This is a genomic window from Enterobacter sp. HK169 (assembly GCF_001719105.1).
GTDB classification, from domain to species: Bacteria; Pseudomonadota; Gammaproteobacteria; order Enterobacterales; family Enterobacteriaceae; genus Enterobacter; species Enterobacter asburiae_B.
In genome coordinates this window covers 3,028,791-3,045,925 of record NZ_CP017087.1, presented here as the reverse complement: position 1 = coordinate 3,045,925, position 17,135 = coordinate 3,028,791, and the positions used below count along the sequence as shown (strand labels likewise).

16 protein-coding genes, 1 tRNA gene and 1 pseudogene are annotated in these 17,135 nt (G+C 52.3%); 6 read left to right on the top strand and 12 right to left on the bottom strand.

Annotation, left to right across the window (positions count from 1 at the left end):
• Nucleotides 1–28: 28 nt before the first annotated feature.
• Both EnteroDNA1_RS14435 and EnteroDNA1_RS14430 read left to right on the top strand, forming a co-directional pair.
• The gene (locus tag EnteroDNA1_RS14435) at nucleotides 29–1,420 is read left to right on the top strand and encodes a nucleobase:cation symporter-2 family protein (RefSeq protein ID WP_069303467.1); all 1,392 of its coding nucleotides are present in this window, start codon (nucleotides 29–31) and stop codon (nucleotides 1,418–1,420) included.
• Nucleotides 1,421–1,539: 119 nt separating this feature from the next.
• On the top strand, nucleotides 1,540–3,243 hold the full coding sequence (locus tag EnteroDNA1_RS14430; protein ID WP_069303466.1) for an AsmA family protein: 1,704 nt from the start codon (nucleotides 1,540–1,542) through the stop codon (nucleotides 3,241–3,243).
• Nucleotides 3,244–3,303: 60 nt separating this feature from the next.
• Here the strand turns inward: EnteroDNA1_RS14430 and yicI are convergent, their stop codons facing one another.
• Together yicI and EnteroDNA1_RS14420 are read right to left on the bottom strand one after the other, a co-directional pair.
• Nucleotides 3,304–5,622, bottom strand: a complete 2,319-nt coding sequence (gene yicI, locus EnteroDNA1_RS14425; RefSeq protein WP_069303465.1) for an alpha-xylosidase — start codon at nucleotides 5,620–5,622, stop codon at nucleotides 3,304–3,306.
• Nucleotides 5,623–5,634: 12 nt separating this feature from the next.
• Nucleotides 5,635–7,026, bottom strand: coding sequence for a glycoside-pentoside-hexuronide family transporter (locus tag EnteroDNA1_RS14420; RefSeq protein WP_048976450.1), 1,392 nt, complete (start codon nucleotides 7,024–7,026; stop codon nucleotides 5,635–5,637).
• Between the two features lie 287 nt (nucleotides 7,027–7,313).
• Here EnteroDNA1_RS14420 and EnteroDNA1_RS14415 point away from each other — a divergent pair.
• The 3 genes from EnteroDNA1_RS14415 (at nucleotide 7,314) to EnteroDNA1_RS21990 (ending at nucleotide 9,643) form a co-directional block, all read left to right on the top strand.
• Nucleotides 7,314–7,408: transfer RNA gene (locus tag EnteroDNA1_RS14415), tRNA-Sec, on the top strand.
• 127 nt (nucleotides 7,409–7,535) lie between these two features.
• Nucleotides 7,536–8,414 carry a retron St85 family effector protein gene (locus EnteroDNA1_RS14410; protein ID WP_069303464.1) on the top strand — a complete coding sequence of 293 codons (879 nt, stop codon included), beginning with the start codon at nucleotides 7,536–7,538 and terminating at the stop codon, nucleotides 8,412–8,414.
• 317 nt (nucleotides 8,415–8,731) lie between these two features.
• The gene (locus EnteroDNA1_RS21990) at nucleotides 8,732–9,643 is read left to right on the top strand and encodes a retron St85 family RNA-directed DNA polymerase (RefSeq protein ID WP_071891649.1); all 912 of its coding nucleotides are present in this window, start codon (nucleotides 8,732–8,734) and stop codon (nucleotides 9,641–9,643) included.
• Between the two features lie 43 nt (nucleotides 9,644–9,686).
• Here EnteroDNA1_RS21990 and EnteroDNA1_RS14405 read toward each other — a convergent pair whose 3' ends face one another.
• The gene (locus EnteroDNA1_RS14405; protein WP_045631216.1) at nucleotides 9,687–9,878 is read right to left on the bottom strand and encodes a toxin-antitoxin system HicB family antitoxin; all 192 of its coding nucleotides are present in this window, start codon (nucleotides 9,876–9,878) and stop codon (nucleotides 9,687–9,689) included.
• Nucleotides 9,879–9,969: 91 nt separating this feature from the next.
• Here EnteroDNA1_RS14405 and EnteroDNA1_RS14400 point away from each other — a divergent pair, with 91 nt between their 5' ends.
• Entirely contained in the window at nucleotides 9,970–10,311 is a 342-nt protein-coding gene (locus tag EnteroDNA1_RS14400; protein WP_069303463.1) for a SymE family type I addiction module toxin, read from the top strand.
• Between the two features lie 631 nt (nucleotides 10,312–10,942).
• Here EnteroDNA1_RS14400 and tssD read toward each other — a convergent pair.
• From tssD to EnteroDNA1_RS14365, 9 genes and pseudogenes are all read right to left on the bottom strand, one after another.
• Nucleotides 10,943–11,406: pseudogene (gene tssD / locus EnteroDNA1_RS14395) on the bottom strand (type VI secretion system tube protein TssD).
• 29 nt (nucleotides 11,407–11,435) lie between these two features.
• Complete coding sequence (locus EnteroDNA1_RS22365; RefSeq protein WP_224435036.1) at nucleotides 11,436–11,780, bottom strand: putative T6SS immunity periplasmic lipoprotein; 345 nt, start codon at nucleotides 11,778–11,780, stop codon at nucleotides 11,436–11,438.
• Nucleotides 11,777–12,022 carry a type IV secretion protein Rhs gene (locus tag EnteroDNA1_RS22720; RefSeq protein ID WP_404995718.1) on the bottom strand — a complete coding sequence of 82 codons (246 nt, stop codon included), beginning with the start codon at nucleotides 12,020–12,022 and terminating at the stop codon, nucleotides 11,777–11,779. The genes EnteroDNA1_RS22365 and EnteroDNA1_RS22720 overlap by 4 nt, the downstream gene beginning before the upstream one ends.
• 15 nt (nucleotides 12,023–12,037) lie before the next feature.
• Nucleotides 12,038–12,319, bottom strand: a complete 282-nt coding sequence (locus EnteroDNA1_RS22715) for a hypothetical protein (protein ID WP_404995717.1) — start codon at nucleotides 12,317–12,319, stop codon at nucleotides 12,038–12,040.
• A gap of 133 nt (nucleotides 12,320–12,452) precedes the next feature.
• Complete coding sequence (locus tag EnteroDNA1_RS14385; RefSeq protein WP_064673828.1) at nucleotides 12,453–12,890, bottom strand: acetyltransferase; 438 nt, start codon at nucleotides 12,888–12,890, stop codon at nucleotides 12,453–12,455.
• Nucleotides 12,891–13,246: 356 nt separating this feature from the next.
• Nucleotides 13,247–14,245: a class I SAM-dependent methyltransferase gene (locus tag EnteroDNA1_RS14380; RefSeq protein WP_064673829.1), complete on the bottom strand. Its 999-nt coding sequence runs from the start codon at nucleotides 14,243–14,245 to the stop codon at nucleotides 13,247–13,249.
• 85 nt (nucleotides 14,246–14,330) lie between these two features.
• Nucleotides 14,331–15,269, bottom strand: a complete 939-nt coding sequence (locus EnteroDNA1_RS14375) for a GlxA family transcriptional regulator (protein WP_047059676.1) — start codon at nucleotides 15,267–15,269, stop codon at nucleotides 14,331–14,333.
• Between the two features lie 189 nt (nucleotides 15,270–15,458).
• Entirely contained in the window at nucleotides 15,459–15,938 is a 480-nt protein-coding gene (locus EnteroDNA1_RS14370; RefSeq protein WP_069303462.1) for a hypothetical protein, read from the bottom strand.
• 1 nt (nucleotide 15,939) lies between these two features.
• Nucleotides 15,940–16,701, bottom strand: coding sequence for a winged helix-turn-helix domain-containing protein (locus EnteroDNA1_RS14365; protein ID WP_069303461.1), 762 nt, complete (start codon nucleotides 16,699–16,701; stop codon nucleotides 15,940–15,942).
• Between the last annotated feature and the right edge of the window lie 434 nt (nucleotides 16,702–17,135).

The window sequence follows — 17,135 nt, the reverse complement described above, 5'->3', positions numbered from 1 at the left end:
CCGCTTTTCCACCGTGGGATTGCCGCCGATGTCCGTTAACACCATAGAGTCGCCTGATGCGCAACCGATTGCGCAGAAGCAAAATAGCGAACTGATTTACCACCTTGAGGATCGCCCGCCGCTGCCGCAAACGCTTTTCGCCGCCTGCCAGCATCTTCTGGCGATGTTTGTTGCGGTGATCACCCCGGCGCTGCTGATTTGCCAGGCGCTCGGTTTACCGGCGCAGGACACGCAGCACATTATCAGCATGTCTCTCTTCGCCTCCGGCGTGGCCTCGATTATTCAAATTAAAGCGTGGGGGCCGGTGGGGTCGGGATTATTGTCGATTCAGGGCACCAGCTTTAACTTCGTGGCACCGCTTATCATGGGCGGTACGGCGCTGAAAACCGGCGGTGCGGATGTCCCAACCATGATGGCGGCGCTGTTCGGCACCCTGATGCTGGCCAGCTGCACGGAGATGGTCATCTCCCGCGTTCTGCATCTGGCTCGCCGCGTTATCACCCCGCTGGTTTCTGGCATCGTCGTAATGATTATCGGCCTGTCGCTGATTCAGGTGGGCCTGACCTCCATTGGCGGCGGTTATGCCGCAATGAGCGACCACACCTTTGGCGCGCCGAAAAACCTGCTGCTGGCGGGTGTCGTGCTGGCGATCATTATTCTGCTTAACCGTCAGCGTAATCCTTACCTGCGCGTCGCCTCGCTGGTGATCGCTATGGCGGCGGGCTACCTGCTGGCGTGGGCGCTGGGCATGCTGCCGGAGAACACCGCGCCGACCAACAGCGCGCTGATCACTGTCCCCACGCCGCTGTACTACGGACTGGGCATCGACTGGGGCCTGCTCCTGCCGCTGATGCTGGTCTTTATGATCACCTCTCTGGAGACCATCGGCGATATCACCGCCACCTCCGACGTCTCCGAGCAGCCGGTGTCCGGCCCGCTGTACATGAAGCGTCTGAAAGGCGGCGTGCTGGCGAACGGCCTGAACTCGTTTGTCTCTGCGGTATTCAACACCTTCCCGAACTCCTGCTTCGGCCAGAACAACGGCGTGATCCAGCTGACCGGCGTTGCCAGCCGCTACGTCGGTTTTGTGGTGGCGCTGATGCTGATCGTTCTCGGCCTGTTCCCGGCGGTAAGCGGCTTTGTGCAGCACATCCCTGAGCCGGTGCTGGGTGGCGCAACGCTGGTGATGTTCGGGACTATCGCGGCCTCCGGCGTGCGTATCGTCTCCCGCGAGCCGCTGAACCGCCGCGCGATCATGATTATCGCGCTGTCGCTGGCCGTCGGTCTGGGTGTTTCCCAGCAGCCGCTGATCCTGCAGTTTGCGCCTGACTGGGTGAAAAACCTGCTCTCTTCCGGCATTGCCGCGGGCGGTATCACCGCTATCGTACTGAACCTCGTTTTCCCGCCTGAAAAGAACTGATCCTCTTCACGGCAGGCAGCCAATGCCTGCCGTGACATCTAATTACACCATTCCCGCCTTGAGGATTGCGCATAAATCGTGCATAACTCCCTTATGTGCGTTTTGCGGGATGGAAGACCATGAAATTTATTGGAAAGCTCCTCATCTATCTTCTGGTAGCCCTGCTCATTGTGCTGCTGGCGTTCTACATTCTGCTCCAGACCCGCTGGGGCGCGTCTCAGGTCAGCAGCTGGGTGACGGTGAATACCGACTACGAACTCAGTTTCGACAAGATGAATCACCGCTTTTCGTCGCCTTCCCACATCATTCTGGAAAACGTCACCTTCGGTCGGGACGGTAAACCCGCCACGCTGGTAGCCAAAAAAGTCGATATCGGCCTGAGCAGCCGCCAGATAACCGATCCGCTGCATATGGACACCATCACCCTGTTCGACGGCACGCTGAATCTCTCGCCTCAGACGGCACCGCTGCCTTTCCAGGCGGATCGCCTGCAGCTGAACAATATGGCCTTTAACAGCCCGAATACCGAATGGGATCTCAGCGCGCAGAAGGTCACGGGCGGCGTCAGCCCGTGGCAGCCGGAAGCGGGCAACGTGCTGGGGAACAACGCGCAGATCCAGATGAGCGCGGGCTCGCTGACCCTGAACGGCGTACCGGCGACTAACGTGCTGATCGAGGGCCAGCTCAACGGCAAGGAAGTGGTGCTGAAAACGATTGGTGCCGACATGGCCCGTGGCTCACTCACCGGCTCCGCCCTGCGCAACGCCGACGGGAGCTGGATTATCGACACGATGCGCCTGAATGAGATCCGCCTGCAGAGCGATAAAACGCTGATGGCGTTCTTCGCGCCGCTGGCCTCCATCCCTTCTCTGCAGATTGGTCGTCTGGACGTAACCGACGCCCGGCTTCAGGGCCCGGACTGGGCGGTGACCGATCTCGATTTAAGCCTGCGCAACCTGACTCTCAGCAAAGGCGACTGGCAGAGCCAGGAAGGCCGCCTGTCCATGAACGCCAGCGAGTTTATCTACGGCTCGCTGCATCTTTTCGACCCGATCCTGAATGCGGAGTTTTCCCCGCAGGGCATGGCGCTGCGTCAGTTCACCTCCCGCTGGGAAGGCGGCATGGTGCGCACGTCCGGTAACTGGCTGCGCGACGGTAAAGCGCTGGTGCTGGACGATGTTGCCATCGCCGGGCTGGAGTACACCCTGCCGCAAAACTGGAAAACGCTGTGGATGGAGCCTCTGCCGGAATGGCTGAACAGCGTCACGCTGCAAAAATTCGGCCTGAGCCGCAACCTGGTGATCGACATCGATCCCGCCTTCCCGTGGCAGATCACCTCTCTGGACGGCTATGGCGCAAACCTGCAGCTGGTGAAAGATCGCCAGTGGGGTATCTGGGGCGGCAGCGCAACCCTGAACGGCGCGGCGGCGACCTTTAACCGCGTGGACGTGCGCCGTCCGTCGCTGGCGCTGAATGCCAACGCCGCCACGGTGAACATTACCGACCTGAGCGCCTTTACCGAGAAAGGTATTCTGGAAGCCACGGCGACGGTTTCGCAGCTGCCGCAGCGGCAGACCACGGTGAGCCTGAACGGGCGCGGCGTGCCGCTCAATGTGCTGCAGCAGTGGGGCTGGCCTGCGCTGCCGATTACGGGTGACGGCAATATTCAGCTCACCGCCAGCGGCAGCGTGCAGGCCAGCGCACCGTTGAAGCCAACGGTGAACGGCAAGCTGAACGCGGTGAATATGGATAAACAGCAGGTGCAGCAGACGATGACGGGCGGTGTGGTTTCAACACCACCCTCACCCCAGCCCTCTCCCTGAAAGGGAGAGGGAGTAAACCATTCCCTCGCCCCTTTGGGGAGAGGGTTAGGGTGAGGGGAATCAAAGGTGAACCACCACCTCATTCCCCTCCGCTTTCACCACCACGCCCCACTCGCTGCCCGCGTGTGAACCACCTTTTACGCTGCCCACCTTCTGCACGTTGCGCAAGCACACGGACCAGTTTTGCGCGTCTCCCGCGCCGGTTAAGGTCACGATATCGCCCCGACGTGACGCCTTCAGCGTAAACGCCACGGCCCCGTCCGCCGCAGGCACTTCGCTCACCGCCGTTGAGCCATCGTCCAGGTTAAACAGCTGGAAGGCCGTCCCCGCGTTCCACGCGTAGTCCGGCTTCTGGTTATTGTTGCCCAGCGCCAGCAGGGTGTTGTCGCGCACGTAGACCGGCAGGCTCATGAAATCGTGCTGCTGCTTATGCCAGCGGCTGCCCTGAATTTCGTCGTTATGCCACAGATGCGTCCAGCGTCCTTCCGGCAGGTAGAACTGCACGTCGCCCGCCTCGGAGAACACCGGCGCGACCATCACCGCATCCCCCAGCATGTACTGGCGGTCGAGGTAATCGCATGCCGGATCGTCCGGGAACTCCAGCATCATCGCCCGCAGCATCGGCGTGCCGAACTCGCGGGCCAGCGCCGCCTGACGATACAGGTACGGCATCAGCTGACACTTCTGCTGGGTGAAGTGGCGCACCACGTCGCAGGACTCGTCATCGTACGCCCACGGCACGCGATAGGATTTGCTGCCGTGCAGGCGGCTGTGGCTGGAGAACAGCCCGAACGCGCACCAGCGTTTGTAGACATGCGCCGGAGCGGTGTTTTCGAACCCGCCGATATCGTGGCTCCAGAACCCGAAGCCGGACAGGCCAATCGACAGCCCGCCGCGCAGGCTTTCGGCCATGGATTCATAGTTGGCGTAGCAGTCACCGCCCCAGTGCACCGGGAACTGCTGCGCCCCGACGGACGCCGAGCGGGCAAACAGCACCGCCTCTTCCTCCCCCACCGTCTCCTTCAGCACGTTCCACACCAGCTCGTTATAGATGTAGGCGTAGTGGTTGTGCATCTTCTGCGGATCGGACCCGTCGAACCACTGCACGTCGGTCGGGATACGCTCGCCGAAGTCGGTCTTGAAGCAGTCGACGCCGATCTCCACCAGGCCTTTCAGCCTGTCGGCATACCACCGGCACGCCTCCGGGTTGGTGAAGTCATAAATCGCCAGCCCCGGCTGCCATTTGTCCCACTGCCACAGGGAGCCGTCCGGGCGCTTGAGCAGGTAGCCCTTCTCTTTCAGCTCCCGGAAGATCGGGGATTTCTGGCCGATGTACGGGTTGATCCACACGCAGACCTTCAGCCCTTTCTCCTTCAGGCGGCGGATCATGCCTTCCGGATCCGGGAAGGTCACAGGGTCCCACTCGAAGTCGCACCACTGGAAGGCCTTCATCCAGAAGCAGTCGAAGTGGAACACGTGCAGCGGCAGGTCGCGCTCGGCCATGCCGTCGATAAAGCTGTTTACCGTCGCTTCGTCGTAGTTGGTGGTGAACGAGGTGGTGAGCCACAGACCGAACGACCACGCTGGCGGCAGCGCCGGACGCCCGGTGAACCGCGTATAGCGGTTCAGCACCTCTTTCGGCGTCGGGCCGTCGATCACGAAGTACTCGAGATATTCCCCTTCCACGCTGAACTGCACTTTGGAGACTTTCTCGGAGCCGACTTCAAACGAGACGTTCTCGGGATGATTCACCAGCACGCCGTAGCCGCGGTTGGTCAGGTAGAACGGGATGTTTTTGTAGGACTGCTCGGTACTGGTGCCGCCGTCGCGGTTCCAGGTTTCGACCGTCTGGCCGTTGCGCACCAGGGCGGTAAAGCGCTCGCCCAGACCGTAGACCGTTTCCCCCACGCCCAGATCCAGACGTTCGAAAATGTAATTGCGGTCGGCGTTGGTATCCTGCACGTAGCCGTTGTTTTTCAGCTGGCTGCCGGTAATGCGCTGGCCGTTGCGAAGGAAATCCAGCGCCCAGAACTCGCCTTTGGTGACGCGCACGCTGACGCTGCCGCTTTTCAGCTCGGCAAACTCGGCGTTGTTTTCAATCTCTACCTTCACGTCTTTCAGAACGTTCAGCGGATAGTGCGGGTCGTTATTCAGCGCGCCCTGGAAGTGCTCGATGCGCACCCCGACAATCCCTTCCTGCGGGGAAAACAGGCGCACCGTGAACATCAACGTGTCGAGCTGCCAGGTGCGTTCGCGCACGTCGCGCGGCGCCACGTATACCACCAGGTCGTTGCCCTGCTGCTCCACGTCGAACACCTGAACCGGATACGTCACGTTCAGGCCCGGTTGAATAAGCCAGTTTCCATCACTGATTTTCATGCTCTCATCCTCTTAGTTCTGCAATTCTTTGCTGACCGGCAGGTTTTCAAATTCCTGCTGATTGCGGCGCGCGCCCTGCGCCAGCTCGCCCAGGATTTTGGTCAGGAAGGGGGTTTTCAGCGTGTAGTAGCGTTTAGCGATGATGGCGCTCAGCACGTAGCAGGCCGCCGGGGCCAGGGTAAACAGGCCGATAATGATGCTGATGGTCGCGCTGTTCTGGGTTTTGGCTGCCGCGTCGTAGCCGCCGCCTGCCAGCATCCAGCCGATCATCGCCCCGCCCAGCGCCAGGCCGAGCTTCAGCACGAACAGCGTGCCCGCAAAGCTGATGCCGGTCAGGCGCTTGCCGTTGGTCCATTCGCCGTAGTCGACGGTATCGGACATCATCACCCACTGGATCGGCGTCACCAGCTGGTGCAGCACGCCGATGACGAAGATAAAGGCGAACATCAGCACGGTGGCGTGCATCGGCACGAAGAACATCGCCACGCTGACCACCGCCAGCGCGGCGTTGGTCCACCAGAAGATGCTGACCTTGCACTTCCAGTCGGTAAGCGGTTTCGCCAGCGCGGAGCCGATCAGGTTGCCGACGCAGTAGGTAGTGAGGAACGCGACGAACACCTCCGGCGAGCCCATGATCCAGGTGCAGTAGTACATCATCGCGCCGCCGCGCACGCAGACGGCGAGGATGTTAAGGATGGTGAGCACGCCGACGATGCGCCACTGGTCGTTGTGCCAGATGTCGCGCAGGTCTTCCCGCATGGAGGTGGTGCTCGGCGGCACCTGGATGCGCTCTTTGGTGGTAAAGAAGCAGAACGCCAGCATCAGGAACGCGACTACCGACAGCACGGCAATCCCGCCCTGGAAGCCGAACGCCTTATCGTCCCCGCCAATCAGGTTCACCAGCGGCATCATCAGCACCGTGGAGAGCATGCCGCCCGCGGTCGCCAGCACAAAGCGCCAGGACTGAAGGGAGATACGCTGCGTCGGGTCGTTGGTGATCACGCCGCCCAGCGCGCAGTAGGGAATGTTGACCACGGTATAGAGCAGGGTCAGCAGGGTGTAGGTAACGGCGGCGTAAACCATTTTGCCGTTGAGGCTGAGGTCCGGCGTGGTGTAGGCCAGCACGCAGACGATGCCGAACGGGATGGCACCGAACAAAATCCACGGACGGAATTTGCCCCAGCGGCTGCGGGTGCGGTCGGCAATCAGCCCCATGCACGGGTCGGAGATCGCATCCAGCGCGCGCGCCAGCAGAAACATGGTGCCGACAAACCCGGCGGGAATGCCGAAAATATCGGTGTAGAAAAACATCATGTACAACATGACGTTATCAAAAATGATGTGGCTGGCGGCATCTCCCATGCCGTAGCCAATCTTCTCTTTAACTGACAATACTTCGCTCATCTTTTTTATCCTTCACGCTGTAGGGGGCGCTGAGACCGGTTACAGAGTTTTAAACCATTGTTTCAGGAGCGGGTATTGCGTTTTCTGGTTAGCAGATTACGTTTCTTGTTTTTTGTGATCGCGGTAAATGTTGGGAGCACGAGGGGCTAACATGAGGATTTTCTTAGGAATTAACTGAAACAGGGGTGTACAGGTCAAAAGAGAGGTGAAAAAAGTGTGTCGGGGTATGTGGTAAATGCCTGAAAGTAGCTATAATGCGCCCCGCCTCCATGTAGCAATCGAGGCGCGGAAGATCGTCATCTCCGGTGAGGTGGCTGGACTTCAAATCCAGTTGGGGACGCCAGCGTTCCCGGGCAGGTTCGACTCCTGTGATCTTCCGCCAAAAGTTGAATTAGTGCATTTTGGCGTTTCAGCTTCTTTAATCCCCGTTTTCACTAATAGAAAATATACACAAGCTTTTTTTTATGGCAGAATAAATTTATTGGCTGATTACATGAAGACGAAAAAAAATGTCCGTACACATGCCTATAAATATAGAGTCATTTTCAGATCAAGATTTAAGAAAGTATATTGACTCCATCATAAACATTATTACAAATGGTATTAATGATACAAAAAAAGTTATCTTTATTTGTGGAAAAGATAAATCTGACAAAGAAAGTTTTCGCTTTAAAATATCTCAACTACTAGAACAAAAAACTAATTATCAGCTGGCATATCCCGAAGATCTTTTTGAAGATCTATTAGAGGGGCAAGCAAGTAACAGCTTATTATCTTTAGAGCAACAATTAGCTGAAGCAGTAGACTTAATAATCCTAATCCCAGAAAGCCCTGGTTCTTTCGCAGAGCTTGGTGCTTTTTCAACGCAAAAAGAACTAGCAGAAAAAATGCTCGTATTGCGGCCTAAAAAATATAAAAGCGATAAGAGCTTCATTAATCATGGCCCGATCAGACTTGTCAGATCTTATAAAGGAAAAATATTAGACATACAAAGTAAATTTGATAATCAAAAAATAGAGCATACATCTTCGATATTGAAGACTGTAAAAAAAATGATCCCATCAGGAAGAAAATCCAAATCAATAAATAACATCCTGTTGTATCAAAACCATATATTATTATTAATCTATCTTTTCGATAGCTTATCTATGAATGCTATCCATAAATTAATGGCATTAATACTTACCAAAAGAAAACTAACCAATCAAGAGGTTATTGGATGTAAAGCGGCCATACATTCACTTACAAGATCTTTATTTATCGAGAAGATTGGCGATGAATTCTCAATTACTAGCCGTGGTTTTTTGGACATACAAAATAAATATTATGCATTAAATGAAATAAGTAGCTTAAGAGTTACCATAATGAATAAACAATTGTCTCCTTAGGGGTAGACATTCATTTCTGTTTATAGAATAATGACTAAGCTAACTCCTAAGCGGGAACTAATCATACGCGCAAGGCCTTAAATGCGGTGTGACGTTCCAGAGGATAGAGAAGCATTACCTCTAGTCCTACAATTTAGCTGTAACATGGTAATGCGATCGATTCGCCAAACCCACCCCCAGTGGTTTTGGCGCCTCGTGCGCATTACGAGCCAATCAGGGCTTAAAAACCCTGTGCGCCAGGGTTTTTAAGCCCTGCCAGGCTCTCCTTAGCCGTTAGGAGTTAGCACCATTTACGCTTTATTAATTTGGAGCTTATTTTGGCCAAACACTCTCAAAGCTTATATACTCAAAGGTTACTTTCCTTACCCATCTTACAAAGCATAGAAGATCTTTCCGTTAAGACACGACTGCCACATGCATTGCTTTCGCAATATTTAACTGATAACTCTCGATACTATTGTCACATCAAAGTACCAAAAAAAACTAGTGGTTATAGGTCAATTGATAGCCCAAATCGACAGTTAAAAGCTTTGCAACGATGGATATTACGTAATATTCTCGAAAAACTGCAGTCATCACCATATGCCACTGGTTTTATATCAGGCATATCATTAAAACAAAACGTTCAGCCGCATTCCGGAAATCAATATATTCTAAAATTGGATATAAAAGATTTTTTCCCTAGCATTAAAGCGAGCTATGTTTACTCTATTTTCAGAGCCGCTGGTTACTCCAAAAAAATAGCTTTCCATTTAACATCTATATGTACTTTAAACGGCTATCTACCACAAGGTGCCCCCTCTTCTCCTTGCTTATCAAATCTTGTTTCTTTGAGAATGGATCAGCGAATTGGGAAATATTGTGATAGACATGCGCTTACCTATACCAGATATGCAGATGATATATCAATATCAGGTAATAAACTTAGTGTTATAAAAAAAGCTTGGACCGTTGTTAAGTTAATCATTTGTGAGGAGGGTTACTCAATAAACAAAAAGAAAGAAATGCTTTCTGGACCACGCTCCCGAAGAGAAATTACTGGAATTATAGCAACCCCTAAATTGGGCATCGGTCAGAACAGTTATAACTCTTATAGAAATAAAATATTTCACCTTTCTAAGAAAGGTGATCCTAATAGCAAAGAAATTATTCTTGGCATCTTAGCTTTTATTAAAAGCGTTGATTTAGAAAGGCATGATAAGCTATTACGATACTATAAAAAGTTGTAATTAGGATTATTAAGCTTAATACTTTCCAAAATTTTATCTTATTTTATCCTTTTGGAGTTACTCCCTTTTGCCTCAGAGCCTCCCTCGCTAGCTCCTTTAACCAGCTGGCGAGGCTCACACCTTCCTCAGCCGCCACAGCATCCAACTGCTCCTTCAATGCCGGATCAATACGCATCTTAAACTGCGGAGACTGCCCACCGCCTTTTGGTTTTTTTTCGCGCGATATGATTGACATGAGGCCACCTAAACCTCCTGTATTTGCAACGCTCCGATGTGCGGGAACACAACCGGAGCGTCTAACCTCACCAACTATCAAGGAGTTGATTATGGCTGATTCGCATTCTACCCCAGACACCGACCAATCCGGAACCGAGCATTCGTTAATTGTGGGATACCGCCCGAATGTTTTCGACAAATCCACGCCGAAAATCATCCTTTCCGGCAAGTGGCTGCGCGCGGCGGGCTTTGATACCGGGCAGCAGGTCACGGTAAAGGTGATGAAAGGGTGCATCGTTCTGGTGGCGTATAACGAGCAGGAGCAGCGGTTGCAGGATGATTATAAACGAACGAAGGCGAAGCTTATTGAGATAGAGGACGCGCTTGCAGCGATCCAAGCTCCCCGTCCTGGAAAGCGCCTCGCAAAATCAAATACAAACCACCTAGCTTAGCGGCTGTTTCTGACATACTGCCAGTGAGTTGGGTTAATCTTCAAAAAGAGGGAGGCGACATATGAGATGTCTCCCTACATGAAAGCCTCTTTTTATTTTTCAATAAGTTTTAGCACATTCGTTCTATCTATTTATAGATAGAAAATATTCATCACACTAATTGTTAATATTTTATCGCATTTATTGTTGGAGGCTTTGCAAGGCCAGTCACAGTTTAATTTTACTTCGCACATTAAGCTTTTTAATGAGATCGACATCGACGGATAATTTTTATTTTGAACAAGGCATCATATAAAAAGACGAAGTAAAAATTATGAGAACATTTGAGATGGCCATACTAAAAGTGGACTGTAATGAATAGTATCAAGCTCTGGTTAAAAGAACAAATTATCTTCATTCTTCGAGGCTTAGTACCATTGCTATGTGTCATTATTTTTGCTTTGTTTGCCGTAACATGGCTACCAGAAAAAACCGCAATGAATTTAATATGGATTTTTGTTATAATCGTAGGCTTATACATTCTTTTATCAAAAAGAACATAAATGCTCTTTACGATTATTAAGTTCAGTGCACTAACTAAATCATTTATCCCCCTCCCTATAGGGAGAGGGACCCAATCTTCACTACGGCCTCACTGAGGCACCTTATTCCAGTGATCCTCATATTTAATGTGTCCTTCCAGATAAAACCACTCGATACCGCGATAACGAATCCCGATGCTTTCCATCATATTATGACCAGGCGCCCCCGGAACCCAGGTATGGGCAGCATCGACAGACATAATCACGATACTATCCAGCGTTATGCGGTACACCTCGAATTCAAATCCTGCTTCGTTCACATCATAGTAGTGGATAACCGCTTTTGTAGCCTTTTGCTTTGACATAAGGCATCTGCAAAGTAAGGCGACGTTTTGTCGATCTGCTTATGGATCGTGAATGCCCCATGTTCTCTGGCCCCCATAAGATTGCCCGTGCTGGCGCTGCAAACCTGATGGATGTGGTAATTGCTGTTAAGGATCTCAATCGCGCCTTCTCTGCCCGAAACGTTGCAGCTGCCTTTGATCGGGTTTCCATTTTCATCATAAAGAAACATGTACGCGGGTAATGACATTGACTTTCCTCCTAATGATAATTTATGACTCTGCCGTCATTATCCTTGAAAAATGGATAGTAATAATTTCGCTCATTCAAGGTATAAGAGATTTCATAGGCATAGCCAGCTGGCAGGGCAATCTCGATACAACTATCTGGATATGAACGTCTTTGAAATTCGGCCGCAAACTCTTTATATTCACCGTGTTGCATAGACGAAATTGTATATCCATTCAAAATATCTTTTTCGTCAACACTAAAACAAAAATGATTGCCATTTATCATGATCGTTCGCTGCTCAGGAATATTCAGGTTTTCACCCGGACAACCGGTCAACATTGAGATAATCGGAATGAATAGAATTTTTAGTTTCACTGTGGAAAGTCTCCTAAAATAGCTTCATACCGCCTGAGAAGATCCTGTTTTGGTTCCGATGGGTCATAATCAATGAGTTTATGCAGGTTGCTGCGGGGATCAAATCCATAGGTATTGAGCAGCCAGAAATCACTGACGATAGAGGCTTGTTGCTCGAGACCGTAATCAAGCAAGTGATTTTTATCTAAATGGTAGGAATAGTCGACAGCCCAGGAGAATGCTCCGCGAAGGCGTACCATCATACCGTGCTGATGCTGCTAAACATGCATCATGTCATGCAGAAAAAGATGCGCTCCGACGATACGAGACATTCTTTGATGGGACATGGAAAAGTCGTTTTCATACGTACCTTCCATAAAATAAATCTCACCGTTTGGCGTCATTGCGGTTCTGAAATTCTGCATATTGAAGGGCAAATAACTTCCCCGATGAATCCACACTTCATTATAACGAATACTTAAACCATAAAGTGTTTTGGCAAGGTTAATTTCACCGAGCGTTAGCAGTCGCACTCCGCCAATTTTTATTCCATCGCTCATCTGCGCTCTCCTTTTGCGAGAGCTATATTAATATCACCGTAAATTAATACAATTATTTTTTTAATGAATGATAAGGGTGTTATTATATCCCTCAGAAATTACGGTAACGTTTTAAATTATCTACTGATTATTTTTACTCACCCAATCGCATATGCAGCAACGGAAACGGATTCCCCTGCCCGTCCAGTTCCGAGCGTCCGACCTGCTCAAACCCCATATGGCGATAAAATCCCACGCCCTGCGGATTCTGCTCATTCACGTCCACTTCGTTCGCGCCGAACGCTGCGATGGCGTGTTGCAGCAGCAATTTCCCGACGCCCTTCCCGCGACTCGCTTCATCAACAAACAGCATTTCAATGCGGTTTTCATCCACGCCTAAAAAGCCGTGAATAACGCCTGCGTCATCGCGAGCGATCACGACCTTGAGGTTAGGCAGATAGGCGTTAAGCAATAGCGGGCGCAGCGCCGCAATATCGCTTTCCTGCAAAAAGTGATGGGTGGCGCGGACGGAGGATTCCCAGATCGCAACCAGACGTTCGAAGTGTGTGGGAAGTGCGGTTTCAATTTTCATGGGGGGATCATTATAGAGCGCAGAGATTAAATCAAGTATCCAGAAGCATGGAGGCAATAAAACGAAGACCTTAAATGAAGTTATAAACTCTCGTACATCTGAAAGTAGAGAGCGTATCAAGGAAATGGCCCGAAAGTTGGTTCAGGAAACCAGGCAAATGATAGATCATGGCAAGCAAGAATCATCACCTGGGAATGAGAACAGGAAAACGAGTCAATCCTTCATGACAGTTGTTCGGTTTAACCGAACAACTGAGGAACGGTAAATATTGTTGCGCCCTGCTCCCCCTCACCCTAGCCCTCTCCCTCAAGGGAGAGGGAACCGATTGTGCGGTTTGTCATCCCACACCGTTCGAGCTAAACCCTAATCTCCATCACCGCATACACCCCATCCTTCGGCACAACCACGGTGACGTTTTCCACCGGCACGCCTGCCGCGAGGTGGATATCCTGCAGCTGCTGTAACGACCTCGGGTGAATATCCTCCCAGCCGATACCCCGCAGCACAAAGTCAATTTGCGGGCTGCTGGTCAGCATGTTCGACACAATCACCGCCCCGCCGGGCTTGACCAGCCGCAGCGCGCGCTGGAGAAAAATCACCGCATCGGTATCGTTGAAGTATTCGAAAATCCCCAGCGCGTCGACCAGTTCGGCCTGATGCTCGCCGAGCTCCAGCAGCAGGTCCTCGTTACGCACCAGCGTATGGAGCAGGTTGCGCCTGAGCAGCGTCAGCTGTTCGCCCACCACAATCCCTTCCTGCGCCGCCATGGTTTCGGCCCAGCTGAGCGCCACCGGGTCTTTGTCCACCAGCGTGAGATATACACGCTGGCCGTCGAGCTTTGCTTCGCGCAGCGCCTCCAGCACCGGAATGGCGGCACCGCTTGCGAGGCTAACCCAGTTATTTTCACTTTCGTTGTGAATATACTTATCCACCAGCGCGGCCAGCACCCGGGCGCGGGAGCGCACGCCAACCGCATCGTTAGCGTGGATAAACCACTGGCGGCTGTCGCTGTCCATTTTCGTGCCGTCGGGCAGGCGGTCCTCCAGCGGGTTTTGCACCACAAACAGCGCCAGCGCGGAGGGCACCAGCCGGGTACGCCACGCGGTGAGCGCCGGGCGGTTGCGGAAGGCCTGTTCGGAATAGCGGTTCTGCGGGACAAGCACGGCCTGCCCCCCCTCGTCGTATTCCACCCTCGGAGGCCGGAGCGCTGGCTCGGCTTTCAGGGCGCGGTCAAGGGAGGCGATCTCACGGGCAGCGTCGTCTTTCATCGGCCACTGGTCGCTGACGTCGGGAAATGACGCGCTGAAAATCGTCATATTTTCCGGTGCATCGCCGCGAAAAGGCTGCCAGTTCATGTCGTCTTCCCTCCGTTGGGCTTTTAACGGAAGTCTATCCAGGCGAGCGAGTAATACCCTACGAAGAAAGCACGAGATAGGTGCATCAGTTCTGCGACGTGCGCCATACCCCCGGCGTGCAGCCGTACTCGGTCTGAAAATGACGAATAAAATGGGCGCAGTCGCTAAACCGCATCCGCCGCGCAATATCCGTCACGCTTTGCTGAGAGTTTTTCAGCAGCCAGCAGGCATAGCGCAGCCTGGCGCTGCGAATAAATTCCCGCGCCGTTTTGCCAAACTCGGCGTGAAACAGGCGGTTAAGCTGGCGTTCGCTCAGCTTAACGTCCTGCGCGAGCCTGGCGGCGTTCAGCGGGTGAGTCAGATACTGTTCGACGATCGTCACCGCCCTGCGCAGCCGTGAATCAGGGATCATGGCGATATTCGCGGGCCGCGGCGTGGCGGCGTCATGCGGAGGAAGGGACAGCCGCCGGGAGGTGGTGGCCGCAATGTCGTCTCCCCCGTGGGCGCGGATCAGCGCCGTTACCAGGGTGAGCGTTGAGATCCCGCCCGGGCAGGTCAGCACATCGCCTTCGTCGATAAAATCGAGGCCTTGCTCAGCATAAACCTGCGGAAAGCGTTGCGTGAAAACGTCATGGTGATGAGGATGAATCGAGGCGCGGCGCTCGTTCAGTAAGCCTTCCTCCGCCAGGATAAAGCTGCCGGTACCAATACCTATCAGGGGAACGTTGTTGTGATAAGCCTCCGTGAGAAACGCTCTGTCGCCACGGTGTCCCTGGTGAAGATGCTCCAGACCTCCGCCGATCGCCGCAATGTAGTCGAAGTCGCCGGGCGGCGCATGGGCGGCCTCAGGCCGCACGCTGAGCCCTGAGCTGCTCACTATCGGTAAGTCGGGATAAGTGCTTATCAGGCTGAGTTTAAAGCGTATTTTCTGGCTACGCTTCTGGACGCTGGATGCAATACGTAACGCCTCTATTAATCCTGAATATGCGAAAAGCGAGAAATGGGGCCACAGGAGTAAACCCATATGCAGGGATTTATTCCGTGCAGGCGTCATTCTGACGCTATCATCAATTATATTTTTCATTAACTTGCCGAAGAATAATTACATTATCGCAACATTATTGTCGCTGTTATATTTTCCTAAGATAGGTCCTGGCTGTTAAATCAAGCATAAATGATGCCCGCAAAAACTTAAAAACATTTCTCCCTGTCGCTATCCGTTTTTTGACGTGTGGCACACATAGGTCGGCAGCGTTCCCAGAATAAATAAATAATTCTCATTCTGCTGTTTCTTAATACGCATATAAATATTCTTATTCGGATAGATAAAAAATAAGGGCTCGTACTTCTCCAGCCAGCTGTCGCTGATGTTGTCGTCCGGAAATTTCATATTGCGTATGGACGTCAGATTATAGACGCTGTCTTTGCGCACAATCTGAAAGAAAACTTTGCGATTCAGGGTCTTCGTGGGATCGCTTTTCAACCGGCCATTCATGCTGAGTATTCCGCTGTTACCCTCCACGGTGTAATTCAGCCACAGAGAGAGCGTTTCATCACGGTGATGCTGAATAAAGTTCGCCTGGCAGGAAAAGGGCTGGATGTAATGGCGATGCCAGAGGTAATACGCTGCCACGATAGCCCCCATCAACAGGCACAGGCAGAGCGCAACAAGCGTTTGACGGTAGCGAACCATACTAGCGATCCTCTATAAAATAATCGGACATACAGCGGTTGGGTTCCGTCATTGGCCTGTCACAGCGAATGACCGATGCGCGAGGCAGCAGGATATATCCGCTGACGTACACCCAGGGATAGTTCGCGCACTGGTCCTTAAACGGGGCGGCATAGGCCAGGGCTTTATCCCTGTCGCGCTGCGTTTCAATATCGCGAGAAAAATAGAGCTGGCATTCGCCCATCTTCATCGCGAAGCGATACCCGTCGACGAAATAGCTGTCATGCAGCAGGTTATGGCTGATAACGCTCACGCCAGCCAGCATCAGCAATAGCACCAGCGCGCCCGGCAGCCAGAAGCGCCGTGTCGGGGCCGTCGGGCCGACAGTCTCTTCGCAGACATCCGGAGCAGCACGTTCTTCCTCTTCAGCCTGCGGCTGCGTCTCTTTAACGGTGATTTGCGTATCGCTTGCGAGCGTCAGTCCAATCCGCGGGATAGTGACAATCGGATCGGTTTCAAACCCCACTTTCTTCAGCCCCTTACGCAGAATAGAAATATTCTGGTAGTAGGTATTAGGCGAAACCAGCATCCCCCGGCGCTGCCAGACAATATCCATGCACTCCTGTTGAGTCACAATACTTCCGACTCTTTCTATTAATAACAACAAACAGCGCCCCGCCGGGGAATTTAATACCACCACCCGGTCAGGATTGTTGAGATCGCGTAATGTGCTGGCCGCTGGATGAAACTCTACCAGGCCATTAATAATGTAATGCTTATGCATAGAATGGGCTAAATACCTCCGGTCAACGCCTGTTGCTCCAGTAGATTCCCTTCACGGTTAACCTGCGTATCCCTCGCCTGTGTAAGGATTAATGTGACGGATAAATGCGCAACTGTATATCCTGGCGCCTGGCGAAAAATCTTATTTTTCCTTTCTCTTTATCTGACCAGTCTGAAGTTTTCTTAACCGCCATTTTAAGCCGTCTTGACACTGACAAAACTCGACAAAGGCGCCCGTTGAACGCTTTAGCCATCATTGTCTGAATTATTCAGCGCGCTTAATTTGTTTTTTTAATCAAAAGCAGAGAGGACGCGCTCTGCCAGCGGGTTTCGAAATTACGACCAATTCGAAAGCTGTCGTCTTAATTAACAATTTCGGCGCGAAACTGTTAGCCACCGTCAGTAACAACCCTCGTCGCATGACGTCTCCAGACT